Raw genomic sequence first — 25,315 nt, 5'->3', positions numbered from 1 at the left:
CTGGTTTCTGGCGAAGGACCGGCCGATATCGTGCAACTTCGGAGGCGACGGCACCCGTCTACGCAGAGAAAGGGGTGCCTGCATGCGCCTGGCATCGCCGGCTCGTCCCCTGAGGAGCTGTCTGTATAGATAGGCCGAGATACATAGACCGAGATACATAGACCGAGCTCCACGCGTGTTCCTGCGTCGGCTCACAGATCGTCGTACTACTCGAGTAACGTTCTCGCTGAGTTGAGCGAGGAAGGGTGCCGTGACGTCGTCGGGGAACATGGTGGGGCTGTTCGCCGGAATCGGCGGTCTCGAGCTGGGGCTCGGGGAGAACGGGTGGAACACCGAACTCCTCTGTGAAGTCGACCCCGGCGCGCAAGCGGTGCTGCGTGCCCGGTTCCCCGATGTTCCCCTCCACCCCGACGTGACCCAGCTGCGCTCACTGCCGCAAGGAACAGAACTCGTAGCGGCCGGTTTCCCTTGTCAGGATCTGTCGCAGGCAGGCCGCACCGCCGGCATCACCGGAACCAAGTCGAGCCTCGTCGACGAGGTGTTCCGTCTGGTTCGGCGGAAGAACGGCCCCCGATGGCTGGTCATCGAAAATGTTCCGTTCATGCTCCAGCTCGGTCGCGGCGCCGCGATGCGCCACATCACCGATGCTCTCGAAGACCTCGGATACGCCTGGGCCTACCGGGTCGTCGACGCCCGGGCGTTCGGTCTTCCGCAGCGCAGGAACCGCGTCCTCATGGTTGCCTCCCGTACCGACGATCCCCGTGCTGTCCTGTTCGGGCAGGACGCGGGCCTGCCGGTCGACGGCAATCCGGACCTGCACCCGTGCGGTTTCTACTGGACCGAAGGTGTGCGCGGACTTGGCTGGGCAGTCAACGCCGTGCCGACCCTCAAGGGCGGTTCCACCCTCGGTATCGCCAGTCCGCCGGCCGTGCGCTTGCCGTCCGGCGAGATCGTGACGCCGGGACTGACAGACGCCGAACGGCTCCAGGGATTCGATCCCGACTGGACCGCACCCGCCACCCAGGCAGTGGGTGTGCGCACCGGACACCGCTGGCGACTGGTCGGCAATGCGGTCAGCGTCCGGATGGCGACCTGGGTGGGACACCGGCTGAGCCATCAGATCGACTACACCTCCGATCACGAGACACCTCTCGAACCCGGCGACGCCTGGCCGACCGCCGCCTGGGGTGCCCACCGCAAAGCGTTCCGCGTTCACGAATCGCAGTGGCCCGTCCACGAGCCCTACGAGGACCTCGGCGGATTCCTCGACGACGCGCGGTTGCTGTCCGCGCGCGCGACCGCCGGCTTTCTCCGGCGCGCTCGGTCGGGCAACCTGCGGTTCGTCCCCGGCTTTCTCGACGACGTCGAGAACCACCTGGACCGCATGGGCGGCTTCCCACAGGCTGCGGCATAACGGGAAGGGCACAGGAGTGGAGATGCATCCGTCCGATCAGCCGCGGCCCGCACGACCGCAGACAGACGCGCGCACCAGCGCACGGATGAGCCGTCAACGTCGGCGGGACACCGCTCCGGAAGTCGCCTTGCGTCGGGAACTCCATCGTCGCGGTCTGCGCTTCTACGTCGACCGGGCGCCGCTTCCGGGGGTGCGCAGACGCGCCGACCTGGTCTTTCCCCGGCGCCGGGTCGCGGTGTATGTGGACGGTTGCTTCTGGCACCGATGCCCGCTGCACGCGACCGATCCGAAGAACAATGCCCGGTGGTGGGCCGACAAGCTTGCCCGCAACGTCGAGCGCGACCGCGACACCGATTCCCGTCTGGCCGCAGCGGGGTGGACGGTCGTCCGGATCTGGGAACACGAGGATCCGATGACGGCGGCAACGCAGGTCGCGGATGCGCTCGCGCCGGTCGCACCACCCGCCGAGGACTCCCCGCCGGACGTCTCCGAGGAGGACTCCGATACCGATTGAGCAATTCTGCCGATGCGGCGAGCGGAGCTGCTGCGCTTCACTGGAGACATGTTCCAGCAGAAAACACACGCCCGACCGCTGCTCGACGACTCGATGACCAGCAAGTCGGACCTGATTCTCGTTGCCTCCATGGCCGTGATCGCGGCGATATGGTGGCTGCTGCTCTGACGCTCCCTCGGCGCCTCGTCCGCGTCAGGCCCTGGTGAGTTCTGCGTACCGCGCGACGTGGTGGTCGGCCGTACCGAACTCGTACTCGATTGTCGTCAGCCGCTTGAAGTAGTGCCCGACAGCCAGCTCCTCGGTCATCCCCATCCCGCCGTGCAACTGGACAGCATTCTGGCCGATGAAACGTGCCGCGCGACTGATGGTCGCCTTCGCGGCCGACACGGCCCGGGCGCGGGCCGGGCCGTCCGCGTCGAGATGCATGACCGCCAGGTATACGGCGGAGACGGCCTGCTCGAGTTCCATGTACATGTCGACCATGCGGTGCTGCAGCACCTGGAAACTGCCGATCGGCTGGCCGAACTGCTGTCGTTGTTTCGTGTACTCGACAGTGTCGGCGAGAACCTTTCGCATCAGACCCACTGCTTCTGCCGCCACCGCGGTGGTCGCTTCTTCGACAGCGCGCGACACGGACGGCCACGCACCACCTTCGTCGCCGAGCAGAGCGTCCGCGGGGAGGCGCAGGCCCGTGAAGGCCAGATCTGCCGCGCGTCGATCGTCGATCGTGCGATACGAGTGCATCTCCACTCCGGCCGGCGGGTTCGCAGGATCGAACTCGACCAGGAACAACGACACCCCCTCGGTGTCGCGCCGGTCACCGGAGGTGCGGGCCGTCACCAGCAGGTGGGTCGCGAGCGGCGCACTCGTGACGACGATCTTGGCACCGTCGACGACCCATTCGTCGCCGTCACGGCGCGCGGTGGTCATCACATCGTGGAAGGCGTAGCCGCTCGTCGGTTCGGTCGCCGCGAATGCCGTGACGGCGTCACCGGATGCGATCGATTCGAGGACGCCCTGAGCGCGGGACCCGCCGGCACGTTCGAGCATGCCGCCACCGAGAACCACCGTGTCCACGAAGGGCTCCACGACGAGGGCGTGCCCGAGTGCTTCGGCCACGACCATCAGTTCGACCGGGCCTCCGCTCATGCCCCCGACGTCTTCGGGAAGAGTGGCGCCGAGGATCCCGAGTTCCCGGGCGAAGGCGCGCCACACATCCGGTTGCCAGCCCTCGCCCGTGGTCACTGCCTTTCGGCTCCGGGCAAGGTCGTACCGGCTCGCAAGAAACTTGGTGATCGAATCACGAAGGAGTTCTTGTTCTTTGCTCAAACCGAAGTCCATCAGAGCCCCAATGCTGCTTTGGCGAGAATGTTTCGCTGAATCTCGTTGCTGCCGGCGTAGATAGATCCGGCACGGTCGTTGAAGTAGCGCAGCGGCGCCACCGCCTGCCATTCCTCACCGCTGACGTAACCGTCTGCGGGGGGCTCGTAGTCGGCGACGGGGCCACCGGGTGCGGTCACGTGCGGCTGGTACACGCGGCCCCGCGGTCCGGCGGCTTCGAGCGTCAGTTGTGTGAGCGTCTGGCTCAGCTCGGTGCCGAGCACCTTGAGCATGGACGACGCCGGGCCCGGGTCCTTGCCCGCGGACAATTCTGCGAGGGTGCGGTATTCGAGGATTTCCAGCACATCGGTGCGGATGCGAGCATCCGCAAGCTTTGCGGCGAATGCGGGATCGTCGACGAGCGGGCGGCCGTCGGGGCCGGGTTGTCCCGCCGCGGCAACCGCGATTCGCTCAGCCAATACCTGGAGGGCGGGCGCAGCAGCAGCTCCGCCGCGCTCGAACACGAGCAGGTATTTCGCGACCGTCCAGCCCTGGTCGATTTCGCCGAGGACGTTCTTCTTCGGCACCCGGACACCGTCGAAGAAGACCTGGTTCTGCACCTCTTCGCCGGAGGTCATCACGAGGGGGCGGATTTCGATGCCGGGTGAGGTCATGTCGATGAGCAGGAAAGTGATGCCCTGCTGCTTCCGCCCGGTCTTGGAGGTGCGCACGAGCGCGAACATCCAGTTCGCCTCGGTTGCATGGGTGGTCCAGATCTTGCTGCCGGTCACGACGAGGTCGTAGCCGTCGTCGACAGCACTCATGCTGAGCGAGGCGAGATCGGAACCGGATTCGGGTTCCGAGTAGCCCTGGCAGAAGAAGACATCACCCGTAAGGATGCCCGGCAGGAAGAAATCCTTCTGTTCCTGGGTGCCGTAGGCGACGATCGCATGCGCGACCATCCTGATGCCCATGGGCGACAACGACGGTGCGCCTGCGAGGATCGATTCGCGGCCGAAGATGTAGTGCTGCGTCTGTGTCCAGTCGCATCCTCCGTACTCCACCGGCCACGCCGGTGCAGCCCAGCCTCGCTCGTGGAGGATCCGCTGCCATTCCATGCTCGCCTTGTGGTCGGAATAGACGCTGGTGGCGAGTCGGCCGGCACGTCTCAGTTCCGGGGTGAGTTTCTCGTCGAGAAACGCGCGCACCTCGTCTCGGAAGGCGGCGTCGGCGTCGGACCACGCAAGTTCCATGTCTTCTCCCCCGCAGCGCGCGACCACCAATTCTCGGTAGATCGTGCGAATCATCGTTAACTTCTGGGCACTGGTGCGGAATCTACTGTCGTACGGCCAAGCTCGTCAATAGATCTCATTTACCCGGCACTACCGGCTTGATCGGCGTTTACGCCCGAATCGGACGGAAGCAGGCGACGGGGCGACTCCGACAAAAGGTGGTGAGACGTCGCATTCACTCGTGTGTGACAGGGGAAGATAGCCCTCACGACCATTGGTGACTGTCGTCACAACATGCTGTAGAACAAGCTTCTGGATAATCGACAAGATCACTCTCGGATTGGATACCCATGTCTCTCACACGACCCCGGTACACGGAGGTAGCCCGTTGAAGTTCTGGACCGGAACCGCATTCATGAAAACGACCGAGATGCCGGCCGTAGCGACCATGCTCGATCAGGCGGGATTCCACGGCGTACTCGTCTCGGACCACCTGATCTATCCGAAAGAGATGAAGACCGTCTATCCGGGGCACGAGAGCGGAAAGATGTTCTGGCACCCCGAAACCGACTGGCCCGACGCGTGGGTGCTCATCGGTGCGATGGCAGCGGTCACGGAGAACCTGCACTTCGGGAACAACGTCTACATCGCCCCGTCGCGGCCCATCCTCGAGGTCGTCAAGCAGGTGGGCACCGCCGCCGCGATCTCACACGGCCGCGTCTCCATCGGCCTCTCCGCCGGTTGGATGCGCGAGGAATTCGAGTTGCTGGGCCAGGACTTCGACAACCGCGGGCCACGCCTCAACGAGATGATCCTGGCACTGCGCGAACTGTGGAAGGGCGGATGGGTCTCCTTCAAGGGCGACTACTACGACATCCCCGAGATGACGATCGAGCCGCATCCGCCGTCTCCCGTGCCGATCCTGTGCGGAGGAGAATCCCCCGCCGCCCTCAAGCGTGCGGCCCGCTACTGCGACGGGTGGGTCGGCACCGCCTACACCATCGACGACGCGGAGAAATGGATCGAGCGGATCAACGGCTACCGCCGCGAATTCGGACGTGAGAATCAGCCGTTCGACATCATCGTCGGTCTACGCGACCAGCCGTCCACCGAGTTGTACAAGCGCGCCGAGAAGATCGGCATCACCGGCGTGATGTGCTCGCCGTGGGCGAACTGGGAAGCTACCCACTCCGGCGACCACGACCACCTGCTCGGAACTGCGGAGCGGTATCGCGAGCCCATCGAGCGTTTCGCGGAGGACATCATCGCGAAGCTGGTGTGACGAAGCCGGTGTGACAGCGCCTCTATGCGAAACGACCTCGCCGAGCTTCCGGCGAGGTCGTTTCGTGAGTGCGCCCGAAGGGATTCGAACCCCTGACCTTCCGTTATGAGTCACGTCATTTTCCGATCGATTCCGATGGACGCCGAGTAGTAGCAATCGATAGCGCCTACCAGCCCGTGATGCTCGCTGCTCACGCCGTGGCCCTGGTCGGGGTCACGGCGTTGATCGTCTTCGTCGAGACCACCGTGCACCGGTGTGGGCGCTGTGCCCGGCGGATCCGTAGCGCGCTGACGTATGTACCGCGGCGGTCCGACGTCACTTTGTCCACGGCGCCGGCGCCGGTCCCGGTCACCGGGTACCTCACAGGGGCATTCGGGACATCGCACTGTCGACCGGGCCGACGTGCGTGGGATAGGCCGTCAGCGCTGGCGGGCTTTGAACCGCGGATTGTGCTTGTTGATCACATACACCCGCCCGCGGCGGCGGACGACCTGGGAACCGGGTTGGTTCTTCAGGGACTTCAGTGATGCGCGGACTTTCATGTCGTGCCTCCTGGCCGGGGAATACTGCCTACGGGGCAGGTGTGCCCTCGTCGGCGTGGTGTCTTCGAGGTACTCAGCGGTGGGTGCCGGTGTACGGTCGCCTGCGTCTTCCTTTCAGGTCCTCGTTCGGGTGCCATCGTCGAGCGGGTTACCAGCTCGACTTGCGCACGCCGGGCAGATCGCCCCGGTGCGCCAGTTCACGCACCCGCACCCGCGAAAGGCCGAACTTGCGGAGGTGGCCGCGGGGGCGCCCGTCCGCGGCGTCGCGGTTGCGCACTCGCACCGGGCTGGCGTCGCGGGGCAGGCGCTGCAAGGAGGCCTGGGCGGCAGCTCGTTCCTCGGGGGTGCTCGCCGGCCGTCGCACGATCTCTTTGAGCTCGGCGCGCCGGTCAGCGTAGCGGGCCACGACCAGCCGGCGCTGCTCGTTGCGGGCGATCTTCGATTTTTTCGCCACGGCTATTTCTCCTCGCGGAACTCGACGTGCCGGCGCAGCACGGGGTCGTACTTGCGCAGCACGAGGCGGTCGGGATCGTTGCGGCGGTTCTTGCGGGTGACGTACGTGGTGCCGGTTCCGGCGGTCGAGCGCAATTTCGCGATCGGACGGATCTCGTTGCGGGCCATCAGATCTTCTCCCCTCGGGCGCGCAGTCGGGCGACGACGGCATCGATGCCGTCCCGGTCGATGGTCTTGATGCCCTTCGCCGAGACGGTCAGGGTGACCCGTCGCCTCTCGGAGGGCACGAAGTATGTCTTGCGCTGGATGTTGGGGTTCCAGCGCCGGGTGGTGCGGACGTGGGAATGAGACACGGTTTTTCCGAATGCGGGTATACGCCCGGTGACTTGGCAGTGCGCCGACACGGTGTCCTCTCCGTCGCCATCAGCGTTAGCGACAATCGTTTTCGACAAGCGTCGACCGGGACTGTACGCTCACCAAAAGCAAATGACAATCATTATCGAAAGGATTCCCGTGACGAGCCGGACACCGCTGATCCTCGTCGCCGGGTGGCGCGGACCGACCGAGCAGACCGCACACTCCCTGTTGCGACCCGGCACGATCGTCGTACGACACAACCTGGCCGACCTCCACGAAGGCATCGTGCGCCGCACCCTGACCACGGCCGACGACGAACGCGAAGAAATCCTCGAACTCACGCACGGCTGCGTCTCCTGCACGCTGCGCGAAGACCTGCTGCCGCTGCTGCGTCGCCTGCACGACCGCAGCAACGTCGACCGCATCGTGCTGCTGCTCGATCCCCTGATCGAACCCGAAGCACTGTGCTGGGCGATCGAACACCTCGTGGTCGCAGACATCGTCGGCCGAGTCGACGCGCCGGCCGCCCACGATGTGCGCATCGATGCCACGGTGACCTGCGTCGACGCCGACACCTGGCTCGCCGACGCCACCGGAGACGACGAACTCGACGACGACCGCACCACCGCGCAGGTCGTCGTCGGTCAGGTCGAGTTCGCCGACGCCCTCGTCGTCCGGCCGGGAGCCGACGGATGGCACCAGGCACGGCTGCACGCGGTCCTGTCGCGGCTCGCCCCCGATGCGCCCGTGATCTGGGGCGAGCACGGCGATGTGGAGAACCTGCTCCGGCGCATCCCGCCGACCGCACGGCGTGGAGCGGTCTCCGACGCGCACTCCCCCCTGCTGCGCGGCCAGCCACCGCTCGGGGAGGACTGCGGGATCGAGCTGTTCGAATTCTCCGCCCGTCGTCCCTTCCATCCCGGACGACTCCACGAGGCAATCGACGTCCTGCTCGACGGCGTGGTCCGCGTCCGCGGCCGGGCCTGGGTCGCCACGCAACCCGACAACGCCCTGCTCCTCGAGTCCGCCGGGAGCGGACTTCGCGCGGCGCACGCCGGGCCGTGGCTCGCCGCCATGACACCGGAACAACTCGACAAGACAAGTCCCGAACGGCAAGTCCTGGCGGCACTGCGCTGGGACGAGAACTACGGCGACCGCGACACCTCACTGGCGATCCTCACCCACGACGCCGATCCCGACGCGATCCGCACCGCGCTGCAGTGGGCATTGCTCACCGACACCGAATTCTCCCAGCCCCACCTGTGGGCGAGCTGGCCCGACCCATTCGGCGAATATCACGAAGACCCTTGTGAACCAACGACTCACACCGAACCGGAAACGTCACTGACCGAAGGAGAGCAACGCCGATGAAACCCGGAATCCACCCCGAGTACCACCCTGTCGTGTTTCAGGACGCCAACACCGGAACCGCATTTCTCACCCGCTCCACCGCCCGATCCGATCGGACGATCGAATGGTCCGACGGGAATACCTACCCGCTGATCATCGCGGACGTCACCAGCGCCTCGCACCCGTTCTGGACCGGAACGGCCCGGACACTCGACACCGCCGGCCGCGTCGAAAAATTCGAACGCAAGTACGGCCGCCGCCGTCCCTGATTCCGTCTCTTCGAAAGGAACTTGTCATGGCTGTACCCAAACGCCGCACCTCCCGCGCCAACACCCGCTCCCGGCGCTCCCAGTGGACCGCGGCCGTCCCCGCCCTCGTCCCGGTAACCGTCGACGGCGCCGTCCACCGGGTCCCACGGCGCCTGGTGAAGGCGGTGCACGCGGGCTTGCTCGACCCCCGGGAGCTCTGACCTGAACGGGCGGTGCGCCCGGTAGTCGATCGGGCCGGGTCCCGTTCCCGGTGACCGGATCGGTTCGATCTGCCGGTCAGCTGAGCGGCAGACCCGCGACCCGGCGGCCGGCCCGAAGGTCGGGAACGAGCAGATGCACCGGCGCGTCACCGTCCGCAACAGTCACGATCTCCGGAACGCAGTTGCCAGGCAAAAATTCCGACGGCGGCGGGCTGCCGCGACAGCCGTGTCGTCGGCACTCCTTATCACGACACGAGAAAGCCCCTCGTCAGCATTGCTGCTGATGAGGGGCTTTTCAGAGTGCGCCCGAAGGGATTCGAACCCCTAACCTTCTGATCCGTAGTCAGATGCTCTATCCGTTGAGCTACGGGCGCAAGTTATTCAATTGTCGTCAGTGACGGTACACCAACTGGCGGAGGCGAGAGGATTTGAACCTCCGGTCCCCGGTAAGGGGGACAACTCATTAGCAGTGAGTCCCATTCGGCCGCTCTGGCACGCCTCCTCGGGGATTCGAAGCTCTCGAACCGCCGGGACGAAAGATTACACATGGTCCGGCCTGAAACGCAAAACGGCTGGTCAGCGCAGGTGAGTGTCGAACCAGTCGAAGATGCGGCGACGCGCGTCGAGGATCGCCGCTTCGGAGGTGTCCGTCTCCGGATCGACCGAGTCGGTTTCGATCGGCGGTTCGTCGGGCCGGTGCGCGAGCCCTTCGTAGCTGACCACAAGCGCCGGGGCGTCCGACCGCCCCGCCGCTTCGCGCAGAGCATCGACCTCGGCCGGCGGCGTCTCGGGATCGTCGTCGCCGTACAGGCCGAGCCACGGCGCCCGCAGCGACCTCACAACGTCGACCAGAGGCCGGGCACCCTCCTTCACCGGTCGCACGATGCCGCGTGACCCCACGCTCACCACCGCGCCGACGACCCGTTCCGTGGCGACGTAGAGCGCAGCGGTGCCCGCGTCGTCGAATCCGAGCACACCGATCATGTCGGGGGCGATCCCCTGCTCCCTGATCCACTCGAACGTCGCGTCGGCGTTCGCGTAGAACAGCTCTCCGAAAGGCTCGGGGCTCGCCGCCTCGGGAGCATCCCGCGTGGGCTCGGGTGCGACGACGAGCCAGCTGTCGTCGGCGAGGCTCTCCATGAATCGGAGCAGAGTCGGTGGAAGCCGCTCCGAACGGTGCAATACCACGATGCTGCCGCGCGGCCTCGAATCCGGACGAATCACCGTCAGTGGTACATCCCCTGTACCACCGCTTTGCGGCGCAGCATCGTTGCTGATTTCCGGCATGCTGTCCACGATGACACGCCCACCGGGTACCCGCACGCAATCGTCGGGAGCATAATCGGCTGGTGACCCCTCGGACCCGACCCGATCTCGCCTCGATCCCGGCCTACGTTCCCGGACGCACGTTTCCCGGCGCTGTGAAGCTCGCCAGCAACGAGACGACATCCGGTCCGTTGCCCTCCGTGCGCGAGGCAATCCTCGAATCCGCGCTGGACGTGAACAGGTATCCGGACAACGGCGCGGTGGAGCTGATCGCGACGCTGTCGGAGCGCCTGCAGGTCCCCGCGGAGAACATCGCGGTGGGATGCGGGTCGGTGAGCTTGTGTCAGGAGCTCGTTCAGATCACCTGCGAGCCCGGCGACGAGGTGATCTTCCCGTGGCGATCGTTCGAGGCGTACCCGGTGGTCGTGGCCGTCGCGGCAGCGACGGCCGTACCCGTGGCGAACACCCCCGAGCACGGACACGACCTGAAAGCGATGCTCGCGGCGATCACGGACCGCACGCGTCTGATCTTCGTCTGTAATCCCAACAACCCGACCGGATCCCTGATCGGCAGAACCGAGCTGGAAGAGTTCCTCGACGCGGTTCCGGCGGATGTCGTCGTCGCGCTCGACGAGGCGTATTTCGAGTACGTTCGGCCCACTTCGAACGTCGACGTCGCGGACGGTCTCGAACTGGCGAAGAACCGCGACAACGTGGTCGTGCTGCGCACGTTCTCCAAGGCCTACGGACTCGCGGGTCTCCGGGTCGGGTACGCGGTCGCCGCTCCCGAACTCACCACGGCTCTGAGCAAGGTGCACACCCCGTTCTCGGTCAACACGATCGCGCAGAAAGCGGCGGTTGCGTCCCTCGCGGCCGCCGATGAACTGCTGGCGCGCACCGAGAGTGTCGTCGCCGAGCGGCACCGTGTGCGCGACGCGTTGCTCGAAGCCGGCTACGACGTACCCGGGAGCGGCGCGAATTTCCTCTGGTTGCCTCTCGGCGACCGGTCTGCGCCGTTCGCGGAGGCAGCGGCCGAGGCAGGCGTGATCCTGCGGAACTTCACCGGCGACGGCACGCGCGTGACGATCGGCGACCCGCACGAGAACGACCGCTTCCTCGCATTCGCGACGGGACCCGGCCGCGCGCTCGCAGGCATCGCGTGATCTGTGACGAGACCCAACCGTTATCCCCAGGTATCGGTGACGTGACCCTGCGCTGACACACTCGGGCGATTGGTACGAACCCGACCCCGGAGGCTGCTGCATGATCGGAGACAAGGCACGACGTGCCCTGTCCGCATGCGCTCTCACTGCAGCCCTATGTGCGGGCACCGCCGTTACGCCCGCCGGTGCCGCGTCCCAGAACACGGTGCCCGTGCGCATGATCGCATTCGGAGATCTCCACGGCAATCTCCTACCCCCGCAGGGGTCACGCAGCGAGGTGGTCCGGTCGGACGGCGCGTCAGTCGCCGCAGGTGGGGTAGCCCATCTTGCGGCCTACGTGCGCCAGCTGCGCGGCCAAGCAGAGCACTCGATGCTGTATGCGGTGGGCGACACCTGGGGTTCGTCGCCGCTCGAATCCGCGATGTTCCACGACGAACCCACCATCGAACTGCTCAACAATCTCGATGTCACCGCAGCCGCTCTCGGCAACCACGAACTCGACAACGGTTACGAGGAGCTCCAACGATTGCGGGACGGCGGATGCCACCCCGACGAAGGATGCCGGTACAGCGAGACGTTCGAGGGAGCCCGATTCCCTCTCCTCGCCGCGAACCTCACCAGAGCCGACGGAGCGCCCGCCGCGCTCCCGTTCAGCGTGAACTACGCCGACGGCATCCCGGTAGGCGTCATCGGCGTACTACCCAGCAACACACCGGAGTTCATCCGATCCGATGCCATCGCGGGCCTGAATTTCGGCGACGAGATCGAGGCCGTCGATCGGACCGCCGACATTCTCGATTCGCTCGGGGTCCGCGCGATCGTGCTGCTCTACAAAGGTGACATCGGTACCGGCGGAGAGAGCAACCCGTGCAATCCGGCCGACGGCCCCGCGAACGTCGTCGCCACCACCGTCTCCCCGAAGGTCGACCTGATCGTCACGTCCGACGGCGACAAGCATTTCAACTGCACTTATCCCGATCCTCTCGGCCGGCCACGCGCGGTCGTGCAGGGCGCCTCCCACGGACGCATCATCTCCGTCGCGGATCTGATGATCGATCGCGAGACCCGCGACGTGCAGCGGGATCACACCGTCACCTTCACCCAGGTCATCACCCACGACATCGAGCCGGATCCGGAAACCCAGGAGTTCGTCGCACGCGCGGTCGAGCTGTCCGATGAGGTCGCCGGACGCCGCGTCGGGTCTGCAGCGGACGACATCACGCGTGAACCCGGGCCCAGCGGCGAATCCGCACTGGGAAATCTCGTCGCCGATGCTCAGCTCGCAGCGGCCCGTTCGGCGGGAGCGCAAGTCGCCCTGACCAATCCGGGCGGTCTTCGCAGCGACCTCATGTGCGGCGAGAACGGAATGGTCACATACGGACAAACTTACGCAGCACAACCGTTCGGTAACCGCCTCCAGGTCCTCGAACTCACCGGCGCACAGCTGGACGAACTTCTCGAACAGCAATTCCAGACGACGGCGACCGGAGCACCCCTCGAATGGATCCTCGCGCCGTCATACAACTTTCGATACACCCTCGACCGCATCGCTCCACGAGGCGAACGCATCCGCGACATCACAATCGACGGTGAGGAAATCGATCCCGATCAGCACTACCGCGTCGTGGTCAACGATTTCCTCGCCGAAGGTGGAGACGGCTTCGACGTCTTCACCCAGGCGCGACATCGAACCGGCGCGGGTGAGGAACTCGATGCCCTCAACGCATACTTCGCGACCCAGGACCCGGTCGCCCCTCCCTCGACAGACCGCATTCACATGCACTGATATCGATTTCTACAGCCGGAGAGCGTTTTTCAGCGTCGGCCACGCCGTCTTTATGTCGTTCTGCCAGTACTCCCACGAGTGCGTGCCCCAGGGCCGATAGACGACGTCCGCCGGGATATCCAATTGCCGCAGGCGACGATCGAAAGTGATCGTGCACGCCAGTGTTCCGAACTCGAGCGGCGTCCCGCCGGACAGCAGATCTTCACCGAATCCGAGGTCGTTCGGTCCGACGAGACCGTTTCCGGTACTCAGGAAAACCTCTTTGCCCCTCAGCCGCTCGGCAAGGAGATACGAATCGTGTTCCTCCCAGACCGGGTCACCGGGTGGTCCCCACATGTTGTCCGGATTCCCACCCTTGTAGGCCACGGTTCCACGCACCGAATCGCGAGACGACTCGCGTGAGGTGTCGAAGCATCCGCTCAGTGCCGCAACGCCTCGATACAGGTCGGGGTGCCGCGTGATCAGGTTCATCGCGCCGGTTGCCCCCATCGATAATCCGGCGATCGCGTTTACTCCGTTGCCGTGGAACCGTTCGTCGATGATCGGGGGCAGTTCTTCCGTCAGGAAGGTCTCCCAGCGGTTGATACCGAGTACCGGGTCCGCAGTCCGCCAATCCGTGTAATAACTCGCGGTGCCACCGACCGGCAGCACGACATTGACGTTCTTGTCTGCGAAGAACTCCTCGATGTCGGTGCGCTGAGTCCACGTGCTTTCGCGGAACTCCGACTCCTCGCCCGCGCTGACCCCGTCGAGCAGGTACAACGTCGGACGGGGCCCGTCGCTCACAGGATGGAGCACCTGCACCCGGACGACGCGCTGCATGGCGGGCGAGAACACCTCGACGTCCGTCCGCCGGTCGCCTACCGGTGCTATCTGTTCGATCGCTGCGACGGCCGCCGGCTGGGCAGCTGCATACGACGGAAATCCCAACGTCGACAGCAAAACCACACCGAATGCAGTGGTGATTCTTTTCAGCATCGAACTCCCCGTCCCCCGACGATACGGATCTTGACCCCAGCCCGGACGCAGGTAGCGGCCAACCCGACTGGGAGCTGCCCAAGCCCCTTCCACGGGGATCGTGACACGTCCCGGGGGCAGCCGCAGCCGTACGGCTGTTGCATTCATGTTTCCCCGGTTCGTCCACGGGGAAACCCCGAAAGCATGACCGTACTCGTCGTAGCCGGGAGCAACCGAGGAGTGACTCATCAGGTCGCGGAGGTGATCGCAGAGTCGCTGGGCAGACGCGATATCGAGGTCACGCTGGGCGAGGTGGGCGATCTCGACCGCGTGGTGGAGTTCGAGGCCGTCATCATCGGGAGCGGAGCGGAGAGCGGTAAGTGGCCGGCCGAAGCCGGCGAACTGTGCCGGCGCTACGCGGACGCGCTGACTCAGCAGCAGGTGTGGTTGTTCTCCGCGCCGGTGGAGGAGAACAGCGCCATCCGCGGCGAGGTGGAAGTGCCCGAACTCCTGGCGGCTCTCGCCGCGCGCGATCACAAATACTTTCCGAGTCCTGATCCCGACGAGGTCATGGCCTGGACGTCGTTCATCGCGGACGAACTCGAGGGAAACAGCTGATACGCGCGGTCGATACTCCGTCCGCCCGTGCAGGCGGCCCACACCGTCCGACGACCGAGATACAACGAGCCCCCCACCTGTAGTCGCAGGTGAGGGGCTCGTCCGGCGGAAGCGGAGGGATTTGAACCCCCGTTGGTTTTACCCAAGCTCGCTTTCAAGGCGAGTGCATTCGGCCGCTCTGCCACGCTTCCGTCGCAAATCCTAACCGCATCGCGGGGGCTAGTGGTCGGCGAGGGCTTCGTCGATCCGGCCGAAGATCTGCGCGAGTGCCTTGACCTGGCTCTTGGAGAGCAGGCCGATGAGATTACAGCGCACATCGCGGACATGGGTGGGAGCGGCTTCGGCGAGCCGTCGGCGCCCTTCATCGGTGACGGAGGCCAGCACACCACGACCGTCGTCGGGGCACGACCCGCGCACGACCAGCTTCTGCTCCTCCATGCGGCGGATCTGATGCGTCAGGCGGCTACGCGACGAGAGGACACCGTCGGCGAGTTCGCTCATGCGGAGCGAGCCGTCCGGCGCCTCGGAAAGCAGGACCAGGATGCGGTACTCCGCCAACGACAATCCGTGTCGCTCCTGCAGATTTCGGTTGAGCACATCCATCAGGCGGGCGTTGCCGTCCATGTAGTTGCGCCAGGCGGTCTGCTCTTCCGCGGTCAACCAGTCCGGCTCGTCCTGTTCGCTCGTCACGCGGAAAGTCTAATCGCGCAGCCCGGTCGCAGGGTTCGCCGCGCGACGCGACGGGCACGCGGAGAGGGAATGACCACCCGCGGTGCGTACACGCTAGCGTCGGGGTCATGCACGCAATCGTCGTTACCGAACCCGGTGGTCCCGAGGTTCTCCGGTGGACCGAATATCCCGACCCCACGCTCGGCCCCGGCCAGGTCCTCCTCGATGTCGCAGCGACCGCAGTCAATCGCGCCGACCTTCTGCAACGTCGTGGTCTCTACCCGCCGCCTCCCGGCGCCAGCGAAATCCTCGGGCTCGAATGCTCGGGTGTGATCGCAGAACTCGGTGAGGGCGTGAGCGGCTGGAACATCGGCGACCACGTATGCGCGCTCCTGTCCGGAGGCGGTTACGCCGAACAGGTCGTCGTCTCGGCGGCCCAGCTTCTGCCGGTGCCGGCCGGAATCGATATCGCTGTGGCGGCGTCTCTCCCGGAGATCGCCTGCACCGTGTGGTCGAACGTGGTGATGACGGCGGGACTTCAACGCGGTGACGTGCTGCTCGTCCACGGGGGCGGCGGAGGTATCGGCACCCACGCGATCCAGGTCGGTAAGGCGCTCGGCGCAAAGGTCGCGGTCACCGCGTCGGCAGGGAAGCTCGACCGGTGCCGGGAACTCGGCGCGGATCTTGCGATCGACTATCGCAGCCAGGATTTCGTCACCGAGGTGCGCAACGCGTTCGGTGGTGCGGACGTGGTGCTCGACAACATGGGCGCCGCGTACCTGTCCCGCAACATCGATGTGCTCGCACCCGACGGTCGGCTCGTCGTGATCGGTATGCAGGGCGGCACCAAGGGCGAGATGAACTTCGCCAAGCTTCTCGCCAAGCGCGGGCACGTGATCGCAACGGGTCTGCGCGGTCGGCCGGACACAGGAAAGTCGGGCAAGAGCGCAATCGTCGCGTCGGTCCGCGAACACCTGTGGCCGCTGATCGAAGAGGCGAAGGTGCAGCCGGTGGTGCACGCGGAACTTCCCATCACGGAGGCGGCGCGAGCGCACGAGATGCTCGACGGGCCCGACACCGTCGGCAAGGTGGTACTACGGGTCGGACGAAGCTGACTCGTCAGAGGTTGCGCAACTCGCGGACGAGCTGGTCGATCTCGAAAGTGGTGGTGTAGGGCGCAAGGCCGACGCTGACGGCCCCGCCTTCGTCGCTCACTCCGAGCGAGTCGAGCAGCCGGCTCGTGCCGCGAGTGCTTGCCATCGTCTCGATCCGCCGGTCGGCCAGGTGTGCCGCGACCTTTTCCGCGGGCACACCCTCGACGGTGAAGCTGAGCGTGGGCACCCGGCTCGACGCCCTGCCCAGCACCATGACACCGGTGAGACTGTCGAGTTGCCGCAGCAGGCGATCGAACAGACCGTCCTGATAGTCCTGCATCGAGCTGATCGACGTTTCCAGACGGCTCCGGCGACTACCGGAGGCGGTGTCGTCGAGCGAGGCGAGGAAGTCGATGGAGGCGGGCAGTCCGGCCAGCAGACCGAACTGGTGCCCGCCGACCTCGAGCCGCTCGGGACCACGGGCATGCGGGTCGAGCGACATCGCGGGCACGCGATCGAGGTGGGAAGGGTCCCTGAAGACGAGGGCACCGAGTTGCGGGCCGCCCCACGCCGCGGCATCGACGGTGAGGATGTCGGCCCCGAGATCTTCCATGTCGATGTGGGCGTAGGGAGCCGCTGCGGCCGCGTCGACAACCATGAGTCCGCCGACTTCGTGGACGAGATCCGCGACCACCCGCACGTCGGGCGCCGACCCCACGATCGACGACGCCGCGGTGAGCGCGACCAGCCGGGTGGTCGACGTGATGAGTTCCTCGTATTGCCAGGTCGGCAGATCGCAGGTGTCGATCTCGATCTCCGCCCAGCGCACCCGCGCCCCGTACCTGCTCGCGACACGCAACCACGGCGCGATGTTCGCTTCGTCGTCGAGGCGGGAGAGCACCATTCCGGTACCGAGGCCGAGCTTGGAACTGAGTGCTTCGGCGAGCCACGCCAAGAGAACGGAATGACTGGGCCCGAGCACGACACCGTCGGGGTGGCCGCCCACCAGGTCGGCAATGGCGACGCGCGCGGCCTCGAGGATGCCGGCGCTACGGCGGGACGACGCGTGCCGTCCGGCGGCCGAAGACGAAGCATTCCGGAAGGCAGTCGACACCATGCGCGAGACCGCATCCGGGATCTGCATTCCCGCCTGCGGGTCGAGGTGAATCCAACCGTCGCCGAGCGAGGGTATGAGCCCCCGGATCCGGGCAACGTCGTAAGCCATGGCTGACACTCTAAAACCCTGTGTCAATCACCGTCGGCGCCGCCCGGGGTGCATACGGCCCCCGGGTGCCCGAGATCGGGTCCTCACGCACCGACGCGTGTCGGCACCGGACGGGAGATTTCCGGCGAGAACCATTGTGCCGTGACGATCGTCGGTGCGAGGGGACAGAATGGAGCCATGACGAATCCGGACAGCGACCAGGTTCTTGTGATCGGCCCCGACGGCCAACCCGTCCGTGTGCCCCGACTGGAAGCCCAGAGGGCCGACCCCGAGGCGGCGAAGGACGGCGAGGAAGGGAGTGGCGAAACCCTCGCCGACATGGTCGAACAGCCCGCGAAGGTCATGCGTATCGGCACGATGATCAAGCAACTTCTCGAAGAGGTCCGGGCCGCGCCGCTCGACGACGCGAGCCGTACCCGGCTCCGGGAGATCCATCGGTCCTCGATCCGTGAACTCGAACAGGGGCTCGCGCCGGAACTGCGGGACGAACTCGAGCGCCTCGCGCTGCCCTTCACCGACGACTCGGTCCCGTCCGATGCGGAACTCAGGATCGCGCAGGCCCAGCTCGTCGGTTGGCTGGAGGGGTTGTTCCACGGAATCCAGACGGCGTTGTTCGCCCAGCAGATGGCAGCCCGCGCACAACTCGAGCAGATGCGGCAGGGCGCGCTTCCTCCAGGGCTCGCCGGAGCGGTCGCCCGCGGCGGCGACCAGCCGGGTCCGGGCCCCGGGCACCCCGGCACCGGGCAATACCTGTAGGCACGCGGGGTACCCTCGGTACCCGTGTCAGCCTCTGGAGCCGCATCGTGACCCGTGTCAGCATCGAAACGCGCGACGCGTGCGTCGACTTCCCGATCTTCGACGCCAAGACGCGGTCGCTGAAGAAGGCGTTCCTCGGTAAAGCGGGCGGTGCGATCGGTCGCAACAATTCGGACGTCGTGGTCGTCGAGGCGCTCCGCGACATCACGATGTCGCTCGAGGAAGGCGACCGCGTCGGGCTCGTCGGGCACAACGGTGCGGGCAAGTCCACGCTGCTGCGCCTCCTGTCCGGCATCTACGAGCCGACTCGCGGATTCGCGCAGGTAAACGGCCGTGTCGCGCCGGTCTTCGACCTGGGCGTCGGCATGGACCCGGAGATCTCCGGCTACGAGAACATCATCATCCGCGGCATGTTCCTGGGCATGAGCCGCAAGAAGATGCTCACCAAGGTCGACGAGATCGCCGACTTCACCGAACTCGGCGACTACCTCAACATGCCGCTGCGCACGTATTCGACGGGGATGCGCGTGCGGGTCGCGCTCGGCGTCGTCACCAGCATCGATCCGGAGATCCTGCTGCTCGACGAAGGCATCGGCGCAGTCGACGCGGAATTCATGAAGAAGGCCAGGGTCCGGTTGCAGGATCTCGTCGCGCGCTCGGGCATCCTCGTCTTCGCAAGTCACTCGAACGAGTTCCTGGCGCAGTTGTGCGACCAGGCGATGTGGATCGACCACGGGCAGATCCGTGAGCGCGGCGACATCGAGCACGTCGTGCGGGCATACGAGGGCGACGAGGCCGGTGACCACGTGCGCACGGTCCTGCACGAACTCGAGCGTGAACGCGAAGCAGGCGGCGCACTGCGAAACGGCTCCGATGCGGCGGCTACGTCAGGCACCAACAGTGCCTGACGAATGCATCATCGGCGTCGTCGTCACCCACCGTCGCCGGGAACTGCTCGCCGAGTCGCTGAAGGTCCTGTCGACCCAGACCCGCCCGCTCGACCATCTCGTCGTCGTAGACAACGCCGACGAGGACGACGTCCGCGAACTCGTCGAGTCGGCCGACGTCCCCGCGACCTATCTGGGCTCCAAGCACAACCTCGGCGGGGCCGGCGGGTTCGCCCTGGGCATTCTGTACGCGCTGTCGCTCGGAGCCGACCGGGTGTGGCTCGCGGACGACGACGGTCGTCCCGAGGGACCCGACGTGCTCGCGACTCTCCTCGATTGCGCTCAACGCAACGGACTGGCCGAAGTATCGCCGGTGGTGTGCGACATCGCCGAACCCGATCGCCTGGCATTCCCGCTGCGACGCGGGGTCGTATGGCGGCGGTGGCGTCACGAGCTCGGTGACGAGGATCTGCTTCCCGGCATCGCGTCGCTGTTCAACGGGGCGCTGTTCACCGCCGCCGCGATCGACGCTGTGGGCGTGCCCGATCTGCGGTTGTTCGTCCGAGGCGACGAAGTGGAGGTGCATCGTCGCCTCGTCAGGTCGGGGTTACCGTTCGGTACCTGCCTGCAGACCGCATATCTGCATCCCGACGGCGCCGACGAATTCAAGCCGATTCTCGGCGGTCGCATGCACACCCAGTACCCGGACAACGAGACGAAGCGGTACTTCACCTACCGCAACCGCGGGTACCTGCTGTCCCAGCCCGGACTCCGGAAATTGTTGCCACAGGAGTGGATTCGTTTCGGCTGGTACTTCTTGGTGACGCGTCGCGACCCGGCGGGTCTGCGTGAGTGGGTGCGGTTGCGCAAGCTGGGACGGGAAGAGAAGTTCGAGCACCCAGCCCAATAGCGCTACCCCACAACGAATTACACGGTTTTGCCCACAGGCGTCGGCAGCTGGACCTACAGTAGCCGCCACCGTCTCTGGGAGCCTGCGATGACATCTCGTCTCGACTCACCGTCCACCCTCTGTGCCGCTTTTCAGGCCACAGCCGCGTCCTATCCCGATCACGTTGCCGTGCGGACTCCGGACAACTCCGTCCGTTACACCTGGCGCGAGTATTCCGAGAAGGTTCGCGCCCTCGCTGCCGGTCTCGCCGGTCTCGGTGTGCAGGCCGGCGACACCGTCGGCATCATGCTGACGAACCGCCCCGAATTCCATCTCGTCGACACTGCCGCCTTCCATCTCGGCGCGGTGCCGTTCTCGATCTACAACTCGCTGACCGCCGAGCAGATCGCCTATGTGCTCGGCAACGCCGGGAACCGCGTGATGATCTGCGAGGAGCAGTTCGTTCCCGTCTTGCAGCAGGCGATCGGCGACACGAAAGTCGAGCATCTGGTGTGCGTCGACGCGCAACCCGAGGGCACGCTGTCCCTCGAAGACGTAGAAGCAGCCGCCGACGAATCGTTCGACTTCGAGGCCGCGTGGAAGGCCGTACAGCCGTCCGACCTGCTCACTCTCATCTACACCTCGGGAACGACCGGCCCGCCGAAGGGCGTCGAACTCACGCACGCCAATCTCCTCGCCGAACTCGCCGCCACCACGACGTTCCTGCCCACCGGCCCCGACGACCGGATCGTGTCGTACCTCCCCGATGCCCACATCGCCAACCGCTGGGGCTCGCACTACTCGAGCATCTACAGCGGCATGCAGATCGTCACGCTCGACGACCTCAAGATGGCCATCGCGGTGCTGCCGAGCGTGCGACCGACGTTGTTCGGTGCGGTCCCCCAGGTCTGGTACAAGGTCAAAGCCGCGATCGACAAGACCCTCGCCGAGGAATCCAGCCCCGTGAAGAAGCGGCTCGCGCTCTGGGCGATCGACGTGGGACGCAAGCGCGCGCGACTGCAGTCCGACGGCAAGCCCGTGCCGAGGACGCTCGAGATGCAGCACGCCATCGCCGATAAACTGGTGTTGTCGGCCGTCCGCAAGAAGCTCGGGCTCGACGAGGTCCGCGCCGCGGTGACGGGTGCCGCCGCGATCTCCCCCGAGGTGCTCGAGTTCGTCCTGGCGCTCGGCATCCCGTGCTCCGAGGTGTGGGGCATGTCGGAGACGTCGTGCGTGGTGACGATGAACCCGCCCGAGAAGATCCGGATCGGCACTGTCGGCCAGGCCGTCCCCGGCGTCGAGATCAAGACCGCAGAGGACGGAGAGCTCCTTGTCCGCGGCCCGCTCATCATGCGTGGATACCGCAACGACCCGGTCAAGACCGCGGAAGCCGTCGACCCCGACGGCTGGCTGCACACCGGTGACATCGCGAGGATCGACGAAGACGGTTACGTGACCCTCATCGACCGCAAGAAGGAACTGATCGTCAACGCGGCCGGCAAGAACATGTCGCCCACCAACATCGAAGGGGCATTGCGGGCCGCGTGCCCGATCCTGGGTGGCGCTGCCGTCATCGGCAACGACCGTCCCTATATCGTCGCGCTGCTCGCACTCGACCCTGATGCGCTGCCCGTGTTCGCCGAGCAGAACGGGATCAGCGGGACCCACGAAGAACTGGCCCAGCACCCCGTCGTCCTCTCCGCAGTCGAAATGGCGGTGAAAGAGGCGAACGGCAAACTGTCGCGAGTCGAGCAGATCAAGAAGTACACCGTGCTGCCGACGATCTGGGAGCCGTCGGGCGACGAACTGACGCCCACGATGAAGCTCAAGCGCAAGCCGATCGACGCGAAGTATGCGGTGGAGATCGACGCGCTGTATGCGACGACATGACGTGAAGGGCATGTGATCGTCGCGGTGAACGGGGATCTACGCGTGTAATTTCGCGCGCGGATCCCCGTTCACCGCGCAAATGCCCGCGGCGTCAGACCGAGTTGCCGGCCGGCGCATTCGCGATCCGGTCGAGGACGGCCCGCGCGAGCCACCTGTTGTGGTGCTCGTCCGCGCCCTCCCCTTCGAGTTGTTCGGCCAGCCGGCGAATCGGTTGGCCGCTCTCGGAGAGTTCTTCGAATGCTCCGAGAGACGACTCGTCGAACAGATCCACGACTACGTCCACGGCGTCCGACGCCGCGGACTCGTCGGGACGGAAGCGCACGGCGGGAAGAGAAGCCGCCAGGGTGTCGAGCGACGTGCCTGCTTCATCCGCGAGCGCCGAGCGCGCGACGGCGACAGACGCGAGGCAGATCACCTGCCCGTCGGCACCCTCGGTGGGTTTCGCGAGCCGGAGGACTTCCACAGTCCCGACAGCGAGGGAGAACAGCGGCGCCTCCGCACCGTCGTCGGGAAGACAACTCACCGTCCATCGCTCGACCTCGCCGGCTGCCGGATCCTCGAACGCCGTGTCCAGGTAATAGGCGAGCAGGTCCAGCGACATCTCGTACAGGTCTTCGTCGCGTCGAAGCTCCAGGAAGTTCTCTTCCGACGCGGCCGGGTTGATAGCCATCGTTCTCCTGCTCATCCGGATTGATCCCCCGAGACTACGAGCCCACGACGCCGTGAGGCACGGCACGCTGACGCCGCCGGGTGCCCCCAACGGCGAATCGGGCCCACACGTGGTGGGAGCGGATCACCGCGCGGGTAGGCTCGGGCCCTGTGTCTGCACCCACCCATGTCGACGAACCGCTGGGAAAGTCTTCTCGGACGTTCCGGCGCGCGTTCCAGGATCTGCGCGACGGTTTCAACCACCGTGAGTTGTGGCTGTTGCTCGGCTGGCAGGACATCAAGCAGCGGTACCGGCGGTCCGTGCTCGGGCCGTTCTGGATCACCATCGCCACCGGTGTCTCGACGATCGCGATGGGCCTGCTGTACGGCACGCTGTTCAACCTCGACATCGCCGAGTTCCTGCCGTACGTCGCGCTCGGCTTCATCATCTGGAACCTGATCCAGGGGTCGATCCTCGAGGGTGCGGACGTCTTCATGTCCAACGAGGGGCTGATCAAGCAGCTCCCGACACCGCTGAGCGTGCACGTCTATCGGCTGGTGTGGCGACAGATGATCTTGTTCGCGCACAACATCGTGATCTACATCGGGATTTTCATCGTCTTCCCGCAGAACTTGAGCTGGACAGCCCTCGCGGCGATCCCCGCCCTCGGACTGATCGCGATCAACGCGGTGTGGATCTCGCTCGTCTTCGGCATCCTCTCCACCCGCTACCGCGACATCTCGCCGCTGCTCGGCAGCCTCGTGCAGTTGCTGTTCTTCATGACGCCGATCATCTGGACGGAAAAATCTCTCGCGGGCACGGGCAACGAAGATCGGGCGCGGATCGCGGAGATCAACCCGCTCTACCACTTCCTCGACATCGTCCGGACTCCTCTCCTCGGCGGCGACCAGCAGGTCTACCACTGGGTGATCGTGCTGATCATCACGGTGCTCGGATGGGGACTCGCGCTGCTCACCATGCGCAACTACCGGTCGCGCGTCGCCTACTGGGTGTGATCCCGCTCGAGTTCGACGAGCTGTAACCGGTTGACGGCCTCCTGGTCGGTGATCGAGAACCCGGCGTCGGCGAGCGCCCGATACGTTTCGGTATCGGTGAACCGGTATCGCTCGAACCGCCACCACACGTCGTTGGGATGCCACACCGTGAAGGGCGTGCCGCGGTCGCGATCCGCGATCACCCACAGCCTCGAGCACTGCGTTGCCGCCCGTTCGGCCAGTACCGAGGGCGGTACATCGGACGACCACAGGCTCACCCGCTCGGCGGCGGTCTGATCCAGCCCGACGTCCACCAGATCCTCGACCGCGTCGGGGCGTGCATCGGCGACCGCGCGCGGCGAGGTCGGCTGCCACGACACCGACGGCTCGAACGCGACGCAGTCGCCGGGCCGGGACATTTCCTTCAGCTTGTCCGCGACCACGCTGTAGTCCATCCCGCCGGCCTTGCCGAACGGCTGCCGTTGCGCCATGTACGCGGGAGCGGCGGCGAGCGCGACGGCAACCAGCAACACGAGCATCGTCCACCACCGGGTTGCTACGCGACTGGCCGCCCACCCCAGAAACAGCGTCATCGCGGGCACGGTGAACGACAGGTACCGGTCGAGATACATGTTGCTCGCAAGCAAGGAGTACGCCAGCAACAACGTCATGGGTACGGCCAATCCCGGCAACGCGAGCCACAGCAAGGTGCGCTCACCCGGCCGGACGCCCCGTACGGCGGCCGTCACCCCGCCCGCCACCGCGACGATCCAGCACAGCGCCGCCGCCCACGGTGCTTCCGGAAACCATTGCCCGACGATGATCGTGTAGACGACCGTCTCGTCGACCGGCGGAATCCACGACACCTGCTTCACCTGCGAGTAGGCCAGCACGAGGAACGGCAGCGACAGCACGATTCCGGCAGCGGCCGCGAGCACGAACCGCAATCGGTCACCGCGTCGCGACGCGCGGCCGCGGGTGACCGCCCACGTCGTCACCAGATGCCCGGCGACCACGGTCGCGGTGTAGACGAACATCATCGTCGCCACGGCTGCCACCACCGCGTACAGCACCCACCAGCGCGTCCGGCGACGCTGCAGGGCGAGTATCAGCACCAGCGACAGCACCGCCGCACATCCCACGGCAAACGCGTACGACCGCGCCTCGGTCGCCGCCCAGGTCACCCGCGGAAGAATCGCGAACAGCACACCCGCTGCCACAGCTGCGAGACGGCCGGCGAGAAACTGCGCAGTCGCCGTGACCGCGGCTGCCCCGACCCCGAGCGCCAGCGCGCCGGGTACGCGAGCGGCGAATTCACCCGTCCCGACGACAGCGAACCAACCGTGCAGCAGGATGTCGTGCAAGCCGTGCACGGCGTCCCACTCGGCGAGCAACTCCAGCAGATCACCGAAGGGCCGGTCGGCAGCCGAGACCGTTGCTGCCTCGTCCCACCAGAACGACGGAACCCACGAAAACGCGGCACCGACGAGCACGGTCACTCCCCCGATCAACAAGGGGAGCGACCACGCTTTCATAGG

General features: G+C 66.0%; 27 protein-coding genes and 3 tRNA genes. 15 read left to right on the top strand and 15 right to left on the bottom strand.

All coding sequences use genetic code 11. The features are described 5' to 3' along the window. The first annotated feature begins 268 nt into the window (after positions 1 to 268). Both RDCOP1_RS13940 and RDCOP1_RS13935 read left to right on the top strand, forming a co-directional pair. A complete protein-coding gene (locus RDCOP1_RS13940) occupies positions 269 to 1,414 on the top strand; it encodes a DNA cytosine methyltransferase (protein WP_072701421.1) in 1,146 nt (381 codons plus the stop codon). A 22-nt stretch (positions 1,415 to 1,436) separates the two neighbouring features. Beyond that, on the top strand, positions 1,437 to 1,928 hold the full coding sequence (locus tag RDCOP1_RS13935; RefSeq protein ID WP_072701540.1) for a very short patch repair endonuclease: 492 nt from the start codon (positions 1,437 to 1,439) through the stop codon (positions 1,926 to 1,928). 192 nt (positions 1,929 to 2,120) lie between these two features. On the opposite strand, the gene RDCOP1_RS13930 is transcribed toward RDCOP1_RS13935, so the two are convergent. Both RDCOP1_RS13930 and RDCOP1_RS13925 read right to left on the bottom strand, forming a co-directional pair. Then, entirely contained in the window at positions 2,121 to 3,269 is a 1,149-nt protein-coding gene (locus RDCOP1_RS13930) for an acyl-CoA dehydrogenase family protein (RefSeq protein WP_072701419.1), read from the bottom strand. Continuing rightward, the gene (locus tag RDCOP1_RS13925) at positions 3,269 to 4,501 is read right to left on the bottom strand and encodes an acyl-CoA dehydrogenase family protein (RefSeq protein WP_072701538.1); all 1,233 of its coding nucleotides are present in this window, start codon (positions 4,499 to 4,501) and stop codon (positions 3,269 to 3,271) included. Before RDCOP1_RS13925 ends, RDCOP1_RS13930 begins: the two co-directional genes overlap by 1 nt. 367 nt (positions 4,502 to 4,868) lie before the next feature. Between RDCOP1_RS13925 and RDCOP1_RS13920 the strand changes: the two genes are divergently transcribed. Further along, positions 4,869 to 5,762 (top strand): TIGR03619 family F420-dependent LLM class oxidoreductase, encoded by an 894-nt coding sequence (locus RDCOP1_RS13920; RefSeq protein WP_072701417.1) that lies wholly within the window; start codon positions 4,869 to 4,871, stop codon positions 5,760 to 5,762. 419 nt (positions 5,763 to 6,181) lie between these two features. Here the strand turns inward: RDCOP1_RS13920 and ykgO are convergent, their stop codons facing one another. The 4 genes from ykgO to rpmB form a co-directional block, all read right to left on the bottom strand. Beyond that, positions 6,182 to 6,304, bottom strand: a complete 123-nt coding sequence (ykgO, locus tag RDCOP1_RS13915; protein WP_072701415.1) for a type B 50S ribosomal protein L36 — start codon at positions 6,302 to 6,304, stop codon at positions 6,182 to 6,184. Between the two features lie 148 nt (positions 6,305 to 6,452). After that, entirely contained in the window at positions 6,453 to 6,758 is a 306-nt protein-coding gene (gene rpsN, locus RDCOP1_RS13910; RefSeq protein WP_072701413.1) for a 30S ribosomal protein S14, read from the bottom strand. Between the two features lie 2 nt (positions 6,759 to 6,760). Beyond that, on the bottom strand, positions 6,761 to 6,925 hold the full coding sequence (gene rpmG, locus RDCOP1_RS13905) for a 50S ribosomal protein L33 (protein WP_072701411.1): 165 nt from the start codon (positions 6,923 to 6,925) through the stop codon (positions 6,761 to 6,763). Then, entirely contained in the window at positions 6,925 to 7,161 is a 237-nt protein-coding gene (rpmB, locus tag RDCOP1_RS13900; RefSeq protein WP_072701409.1) for a 50S ribosomal protein L28, read from the bottom strand. The genes rpmG and rpmB overlap by 1 nt, the downstream gene beginning before the upstream one ends. Before the next feature lie 109 nt (positions 7,162 to 7,270). Between rpmB and mrf the strand changes: the two genes are divergently transcribed. The 3 genes from mrf to rpmF are packed head-to-tail and all read left to right on the top strand — an operon-like array spanning position 7,271 to position 8,933. Then, on the top strand, positions 7,271 to 8,485 hold the full coding sequence (gene mrf / locus RDCOP1_RS13895) for a ribosome hibernation factor-recruiting GTPase MRF (RefSeq protein WP_084722608.1): 1,215 nt from the start codon (positions 7,271 to 7,273) through the stop codon (positions 8,483 to 8,485). Further along, on the top strand, positions 8,482 to 8,733 hold the full coding sequence (locus RDCOP1_RS13890) for a type B 50S ribosomal protein L31 (protein ID WP_072701405.1): 252 nt from the start codon (positions 8,482 to 8,484) through the stop codon (positions 8,731 to 8,733). Before mrf ends, RDCOP1_RS13890 begins: the two co-directional genes overlap by 4 nt. 26 nt (positions 8,734 to 8,759) lie before the next feature. Beyond that, positions 8,760 to 8,933, top strand: coding sequence for a 50S ribosomal protein L32 (gene rpmF / locus RDCOP1_RS13885; RefSeq protein ID WP_072701403.1), 174 nt, complete (start codon positions 8,760 to 8,762; stop codon positions 8,931 to 8,933). Between the two features lie 301 nt (positions 8,934 to 9,234). Here rpmF and RDCOP1_RS13880 read toward each other — a convergent pair. From RDCOP1_RS13880 to RDCOP1_RS13870, 3 genes are all read right to left on the bottom strand, one after another. Beyond that, positions 9,235 to 9,307, bottom strand: a tRNA-Arg gene (locus tag RDCOP1_RS13880). A gap of 36 nt (positions 9,308 to 9,343) precedes the next feature. Next, a tRNA-Ser gene (locus RDCOP1_RS13875) sits at positions 9,344 to 9,435 on the bottom strand. Positions 9,436 to 9,509: 74 nt separating this feature from the next. Beyond that, the gene (locus RDCOP1_RS13870) at positions 9,510 to 10,073 is read right to left on the bottom strand and encodes a dienelactone hydrolase family protein (RefSeq protein WP_231922856.1); all 564 of its coding nucleotides are present in this window, start codon (positions 10,071 to 10,073) and stop codon (positions 9,510 to 9,512) included. Between the two features lie 209 nt (positions 10,074 to 10,282). Here RDCOP1_RS13870 and hisC point away from each other — a divergent pair, with 209 nt between their 5' ends. Together hisC and RDCOP1_RS13860 are read left to right on the top strand one after the other, a co-directional pair. Continuing rightward, entirely contained in the window at positions 10,283 to 11,362 is a 1,080-nt protein-coding gene (hisC, locus tag RDCOP1_RS13865; RefSeq protein WP_072701402.1) for a histidinol-phosphate transaminase, read from the top strand. A 100-nt stretch (positions 11,363 to 11,462) separates the two neighbouring features. After that, complete coding sequence (locus RDCOP1_RS13860) at positions 11,463 to 13,148, top strand: bifunctional metallophosphatase/5'-nucleotidase (RefSeq protein ID WP_072701400.1); 1,686 nt, start codon at positions 11,463 to 11,465, stop codon at positions 13,146 to 13,148. A gap of 9 nt (positions 13,149 to 13,157) precedes the next feature. On the opposite strand, the gene RDCOP1_RS13855 is transcribed toward RDCOP1_RS13860, so the two are convergent. Next, positions 13,158 to 14,126, bottom strand: coding sequence for an alpha/beta hydrolase (locus RDCOP1_RS13855; protein WP_072701398.1), 969 nt, complete (start codon positions 14,124 to 14,126; stop codon positions 13,158 to 13,160). A gap of 183 nt (positions 14,127 to 14,309) precedes the next feature. Here RDCOP1_RS13855 and RDCOP1_RS13850 point away from each other — a divergent pair, with 183 nt between their 5' ends. After that, positions 14,310 to 14,723 (top strand): flavodoxin domain-containing protein, encoded by a 414-nt coding sequence (locus RDCOP1_RS13850; RefSeq protein WP_072701396.1) that lies wholly within the window; start codon positions 14,310 to 14,312, stop codon positions 14,721 to 14,723. A gap of 106 nt (positions 14,724 to 14,829) precedes the next feature. On the opposite strand, the gene RDCOP1_RS13845 is transcribed toward RDCOP1_RS13850, so the two are convergent. Both RDCOP1_RS13845 and RDCOP1_RS13840 read right to left on the bottom strand, forming a co-directional pair. After that, positions 14,830 to 14,914: transfer RNA gene (locus tag RDCOP1_RS13845), tRNA-Ser, on the bottom strand. Positions 14,915 to 14,942: 28 nt separating this feature from the next. After that, positions 14,943 to 15,413, bottom strand: coding sequence for a MarR family winged helix-turn-helix transcriptional regulator (locus tag RDCOP1_RS13840; protein WP_072701394.1), 471 nt, complete (start codon positions 15,411 to 15,413; stop codon positions 14,943 to 14,945). Positions 15,414 to 15,520: 107 nt separating this feature from the next. Here RDCOP1_RS13840 and RDCOP1_RS13835 point away from each other — a divergent pair, with 107 nt between their 5' ends. Further along, on the top strand, positions 15,521 to 16,507 hold the full coding sequence (locus RDCOP1_RS13835) for an NAD(P)H-quinone oxidoreductase (protein WP_072701392.1): 987 nt from the start codon (positions 15,521 to 15,523) through the stop codon (positions 16,505 to 16,507). 4 nt (positions 16,508 to 16,511) lie between these two features. On the opposite strand, the gene RDCOP1_RS13830 is transcribed toward RDCOP1_RS13835, so the two are convergent. Continuing rightward, a complete protein-coding gene (locus RDCOP1_RS13830; RefSeq protein WP_072701391.1) occupies positions 16,512 to 17,711 on the bottom strand; it encodes a cysteine desulfurase-like protein in 1,200 nt (399 codons plus the stop codon). A 177-nt stretch (positions 17,712 to 17,888) separates the two neighbouring features. Between RDCOP1_RS13830 and RDCOP1_RS13825 the strand changes: the two genes are divergently transcribed. The 4 genes from RDCOP1_RS13825 (at position 17,889) to RDCOP1_RS13810 (ending at position 22,133) form a co-directional block, all read left to right on the top strand. Beyond that, the gene (locus RDCOP1_RS13825) at positions 17,889 to 18,467 is read left to right on the top strand and encodes a bacterial proteasome activator family protein (protein ID WP_072701389.1); all 579 of its coding nucleotides are present in this window, start codon (positions 17,889 to 17,891) and stop codon (positions 18,465 to 18,467) included. Positions 18,468 to 18,511: 44 nt separating this feature from the next. After that, entirely contained in the window at positions 18,512 to 19,375 is an 864-nt protein-coding gene (wzt, locus tag RDCOP1_RS13820) for a galactan export ABC transporter ATP-binding subunit Wzt/RfbE (RefSeq protein WP_111731686.1), read from the top strand. Further along, positions 19,368 to 20,264 carry a galactofuranosyltransferase GlfT1 gene (glfT1, locus tag RDCOP1_RS13815; RefSeq protein ID WP_231922857.1) on the top strand — a complete coding sequence of 299 codons (897 nt, stop codon included), beginning with the start codon at positions 19,368 to 19,370 and terminating at the stop codon, positions 20,262 to 20,264. Before wzt ends, glfT1 begins: the two co-directional genes overlap by 8 nt. Positions 20,265 to 20,351: 87 nt before the next feature. Next, positions 20,352 to 22,133 (top strand): AMP-dependent synthetase/ligase, encoded by a 1,782-nt coding sequence (locus tag RDCOP1_RS13810; protein WP_072701385.1) that lies wholly within the window; start codon positions 20,352 to 20,354, stop codon positions 22,131 to 22,133. Between the two features lie 91 nt (positions 22,134 to 22,224). On the opposite strand, the gene RDCOP1_RS13805 is transcribed toward RDCOP1_RS13810, so the two are convergent. Continuing rightward, a complete protein-coding gene (locus RDCOP1_RS13805) occupies positions 22,225 to 22,803 on the bottom strand; it encodes a hypothetical protein (protein WP_072701384.1) in 579 nt (192 codons plus the stop codon). 149 nt (positions 22,804 to 22,952) lie between these two features. Between RDCOP1_RS13805 and wzm the strand changes: the two genes are divergently transcribed. Next, positions 22,953 to 23,798: a galactan export ABC transporter permease subunit Wzm/RfbD gene (gene wzm / locus RDCOP1_RS13800; RefSeq protein WP_084722607.1), complete on the top strand. Its 846-nt coding sequence runs from the start codon at positions 22,953 to 22,955 to the stop codon at positions 23,796 to 23,798. On the opposite strand, the gene RDCOP1_RS13795 is transcribed toward wzm, so the two are convergent. Next, positions 23,786 to 25,312 (bottom strand): glycosyltransferase family 39 protein, encoded by a 1,527-nt coding sequence (locus RDCOP1_RS13795; RefSeq protein ID WP_072701382.1) that lies wholly within the window; start codon positions 25,310 to 25,312, stop codon positions 23,786 to 23,788. The two genes, wzm and RDCOP1_RS13795, sit on opposite strands and share 13 nt — an antisense overlap. Positions 25,313 to 25,315 lie beyond the last annotated feature (3 nt).

The organism is Rhodococcus coprophilus NBRC 100603, assembly GCF_001895045.1.
GTDB lineage: Bacteria > Actinomycetota > Actinomycetes > Mycobacteriales > Mycobacteriaceae > Rhodococcus > Rhodococcus coprophilus.
The sequence above is the reverse complement of the archived record's forward strand: the minus strand, read 5'-3'. Positions and strand labels throughout refer to the sequence as shown.

What these genes read in the sequence shown, in the direction of transcription:
- RDCOP1_RS13940 (WP_072701421.1), top strand. Translation starts at nt 269, where the DNA reads ATGGTGGGGCTGTTCGCCGGAATCGGCGGTCTCGAGCTGGGGCTCGGG.
- RDCOP1_RS13935 (WP_072701540.1), top strand. Translation starts at nt 1,437, where the DNA reads ATGCATCCGTCCGATCAGCCGCGGCCCGCACGACCGCAGACAGACGCG.
- RDCOP1_RS13930 (WP_072701419.1), bottom strand. Translation starts at nt 3,269, where the DNA reads ATGGACTTCGGTTTGAGCAAAGAACAAGAACTCCTTCGTGATTCGATC.
- RDCOP1_RS13925 (WP_072701538.1), bottom strand. Translation starts at nt 4,501, where the DNA reads ATGGAACTTGCGTGGTCCGACGCCGACGCCGCCTTCCGAGACGAGGTG.
- ykgO (WP_072701415.1), bottom strand. Translation starts at nt 6,304, where the DNA reads ATGAAAGTCCGCGCATCACTGAAGTCCCTGAAGAACCAACCCGGTTCC.
- rpmG (WP_072701411.1), bottom strand. Translation starts at nt 6,925, where the DNA reads ATGGCCCGCAACGAGATCCGTCCGATCGCGAAATTGCGCTCGACCGCC.
- RDCOP1_RS13890 (WP_072701405.1), top strand. Translation starts at nt 8,482, where the DNA reads ATGAAACCCGGAATCCACCCCGAGTACCACCCTGTCGTGTTTCAGGAC.
- rpmF (WP_072701403.1), top strand. Translation starts at nt 8,760, where the DNA reads ATGGCTGTACCCAAACGCCGCACCTCCCGCGCCAACACCCGCTCCCGG.
- RDCOP1_RS13870 (WP_231922856.1), bottom strand. Translation starts at nt 10,073, where the DNA reads ATGGAGAGCCTCGCCGACGACAGCTGGCTCGTCGTCGCACCCGAGCCC.
- RDCOP1_RS13860 (WP_072701400.1), top strand. Translation starts at nt 11,463, where the DNA reads ATGATCGGAGACAAGGCACGACGTGCCCTGTCCGCATGCGCTCTCACT.
- RDCOP1_RS13855 (WP_072701398.1), bottom strand. Translation starts at nt 14,126, where the DNA reads ATGCTGAAAAGAATCACCACTGCATTCGGTGTGGTTTTGCTGTCGACG.
- RDCOP1_RS13850 (WP_072701396.1), top strand. Translation starts at nt 14,310, where the DNA reads ATGACCGTACTCGTCGTAGCCGGGAGCAACCGAGGAGTGACTCATCAG.
- RDCOP1_RS13835 (WP_072701392.1), top strand. Translation starts at nt 15,521, where the DNA reads ATGCACGCAATCGTCGTTACCGAACCCGGTGGTCCCGAGGTTCTCCGG.
- RDCOP1_RS13830 (WP_072701391.1), bottom strand. Translation starts at nt 17,711, where the DNA reads ATGGCTTACGACGTTGCCCGGATCCGGGGGCTCATACCCTCGCTCGGC.
- RDCOP1_RS13825 (WP_072701389.1), top strand. Translation starts at nt 17,889, where the DNA reads ATGACGAATCCGGACAGCGACCAGGTTCTTGTGATCGGCCCCGACGGC.
- RDCOP1_RS13810 (WP_072701385.1), top strand. Translation starts at nt 20,352, where the DNA reads ATGACATCTCGTCTCGACTCACCGTCCACCCTCTGTGCCGCTTTTCAG.
- RDCOP1_RS13805 (WP_072701384.1), bottom strand. Translation starts at nt 22,803, where the DNA reads ATGGCTATCAACCCGGCCGCGTCGGAAGAGAACTTCCTGGAGCTTCGA.
- RDCOP1_RS13795 (WP_072701382.1), bottom strand. Translation starts at nt 25,312, where the DNA reads ATGAAAGCGTGGTCGCTCCCCTTGTTGATCGGGGGAGTGACCGTGCTC.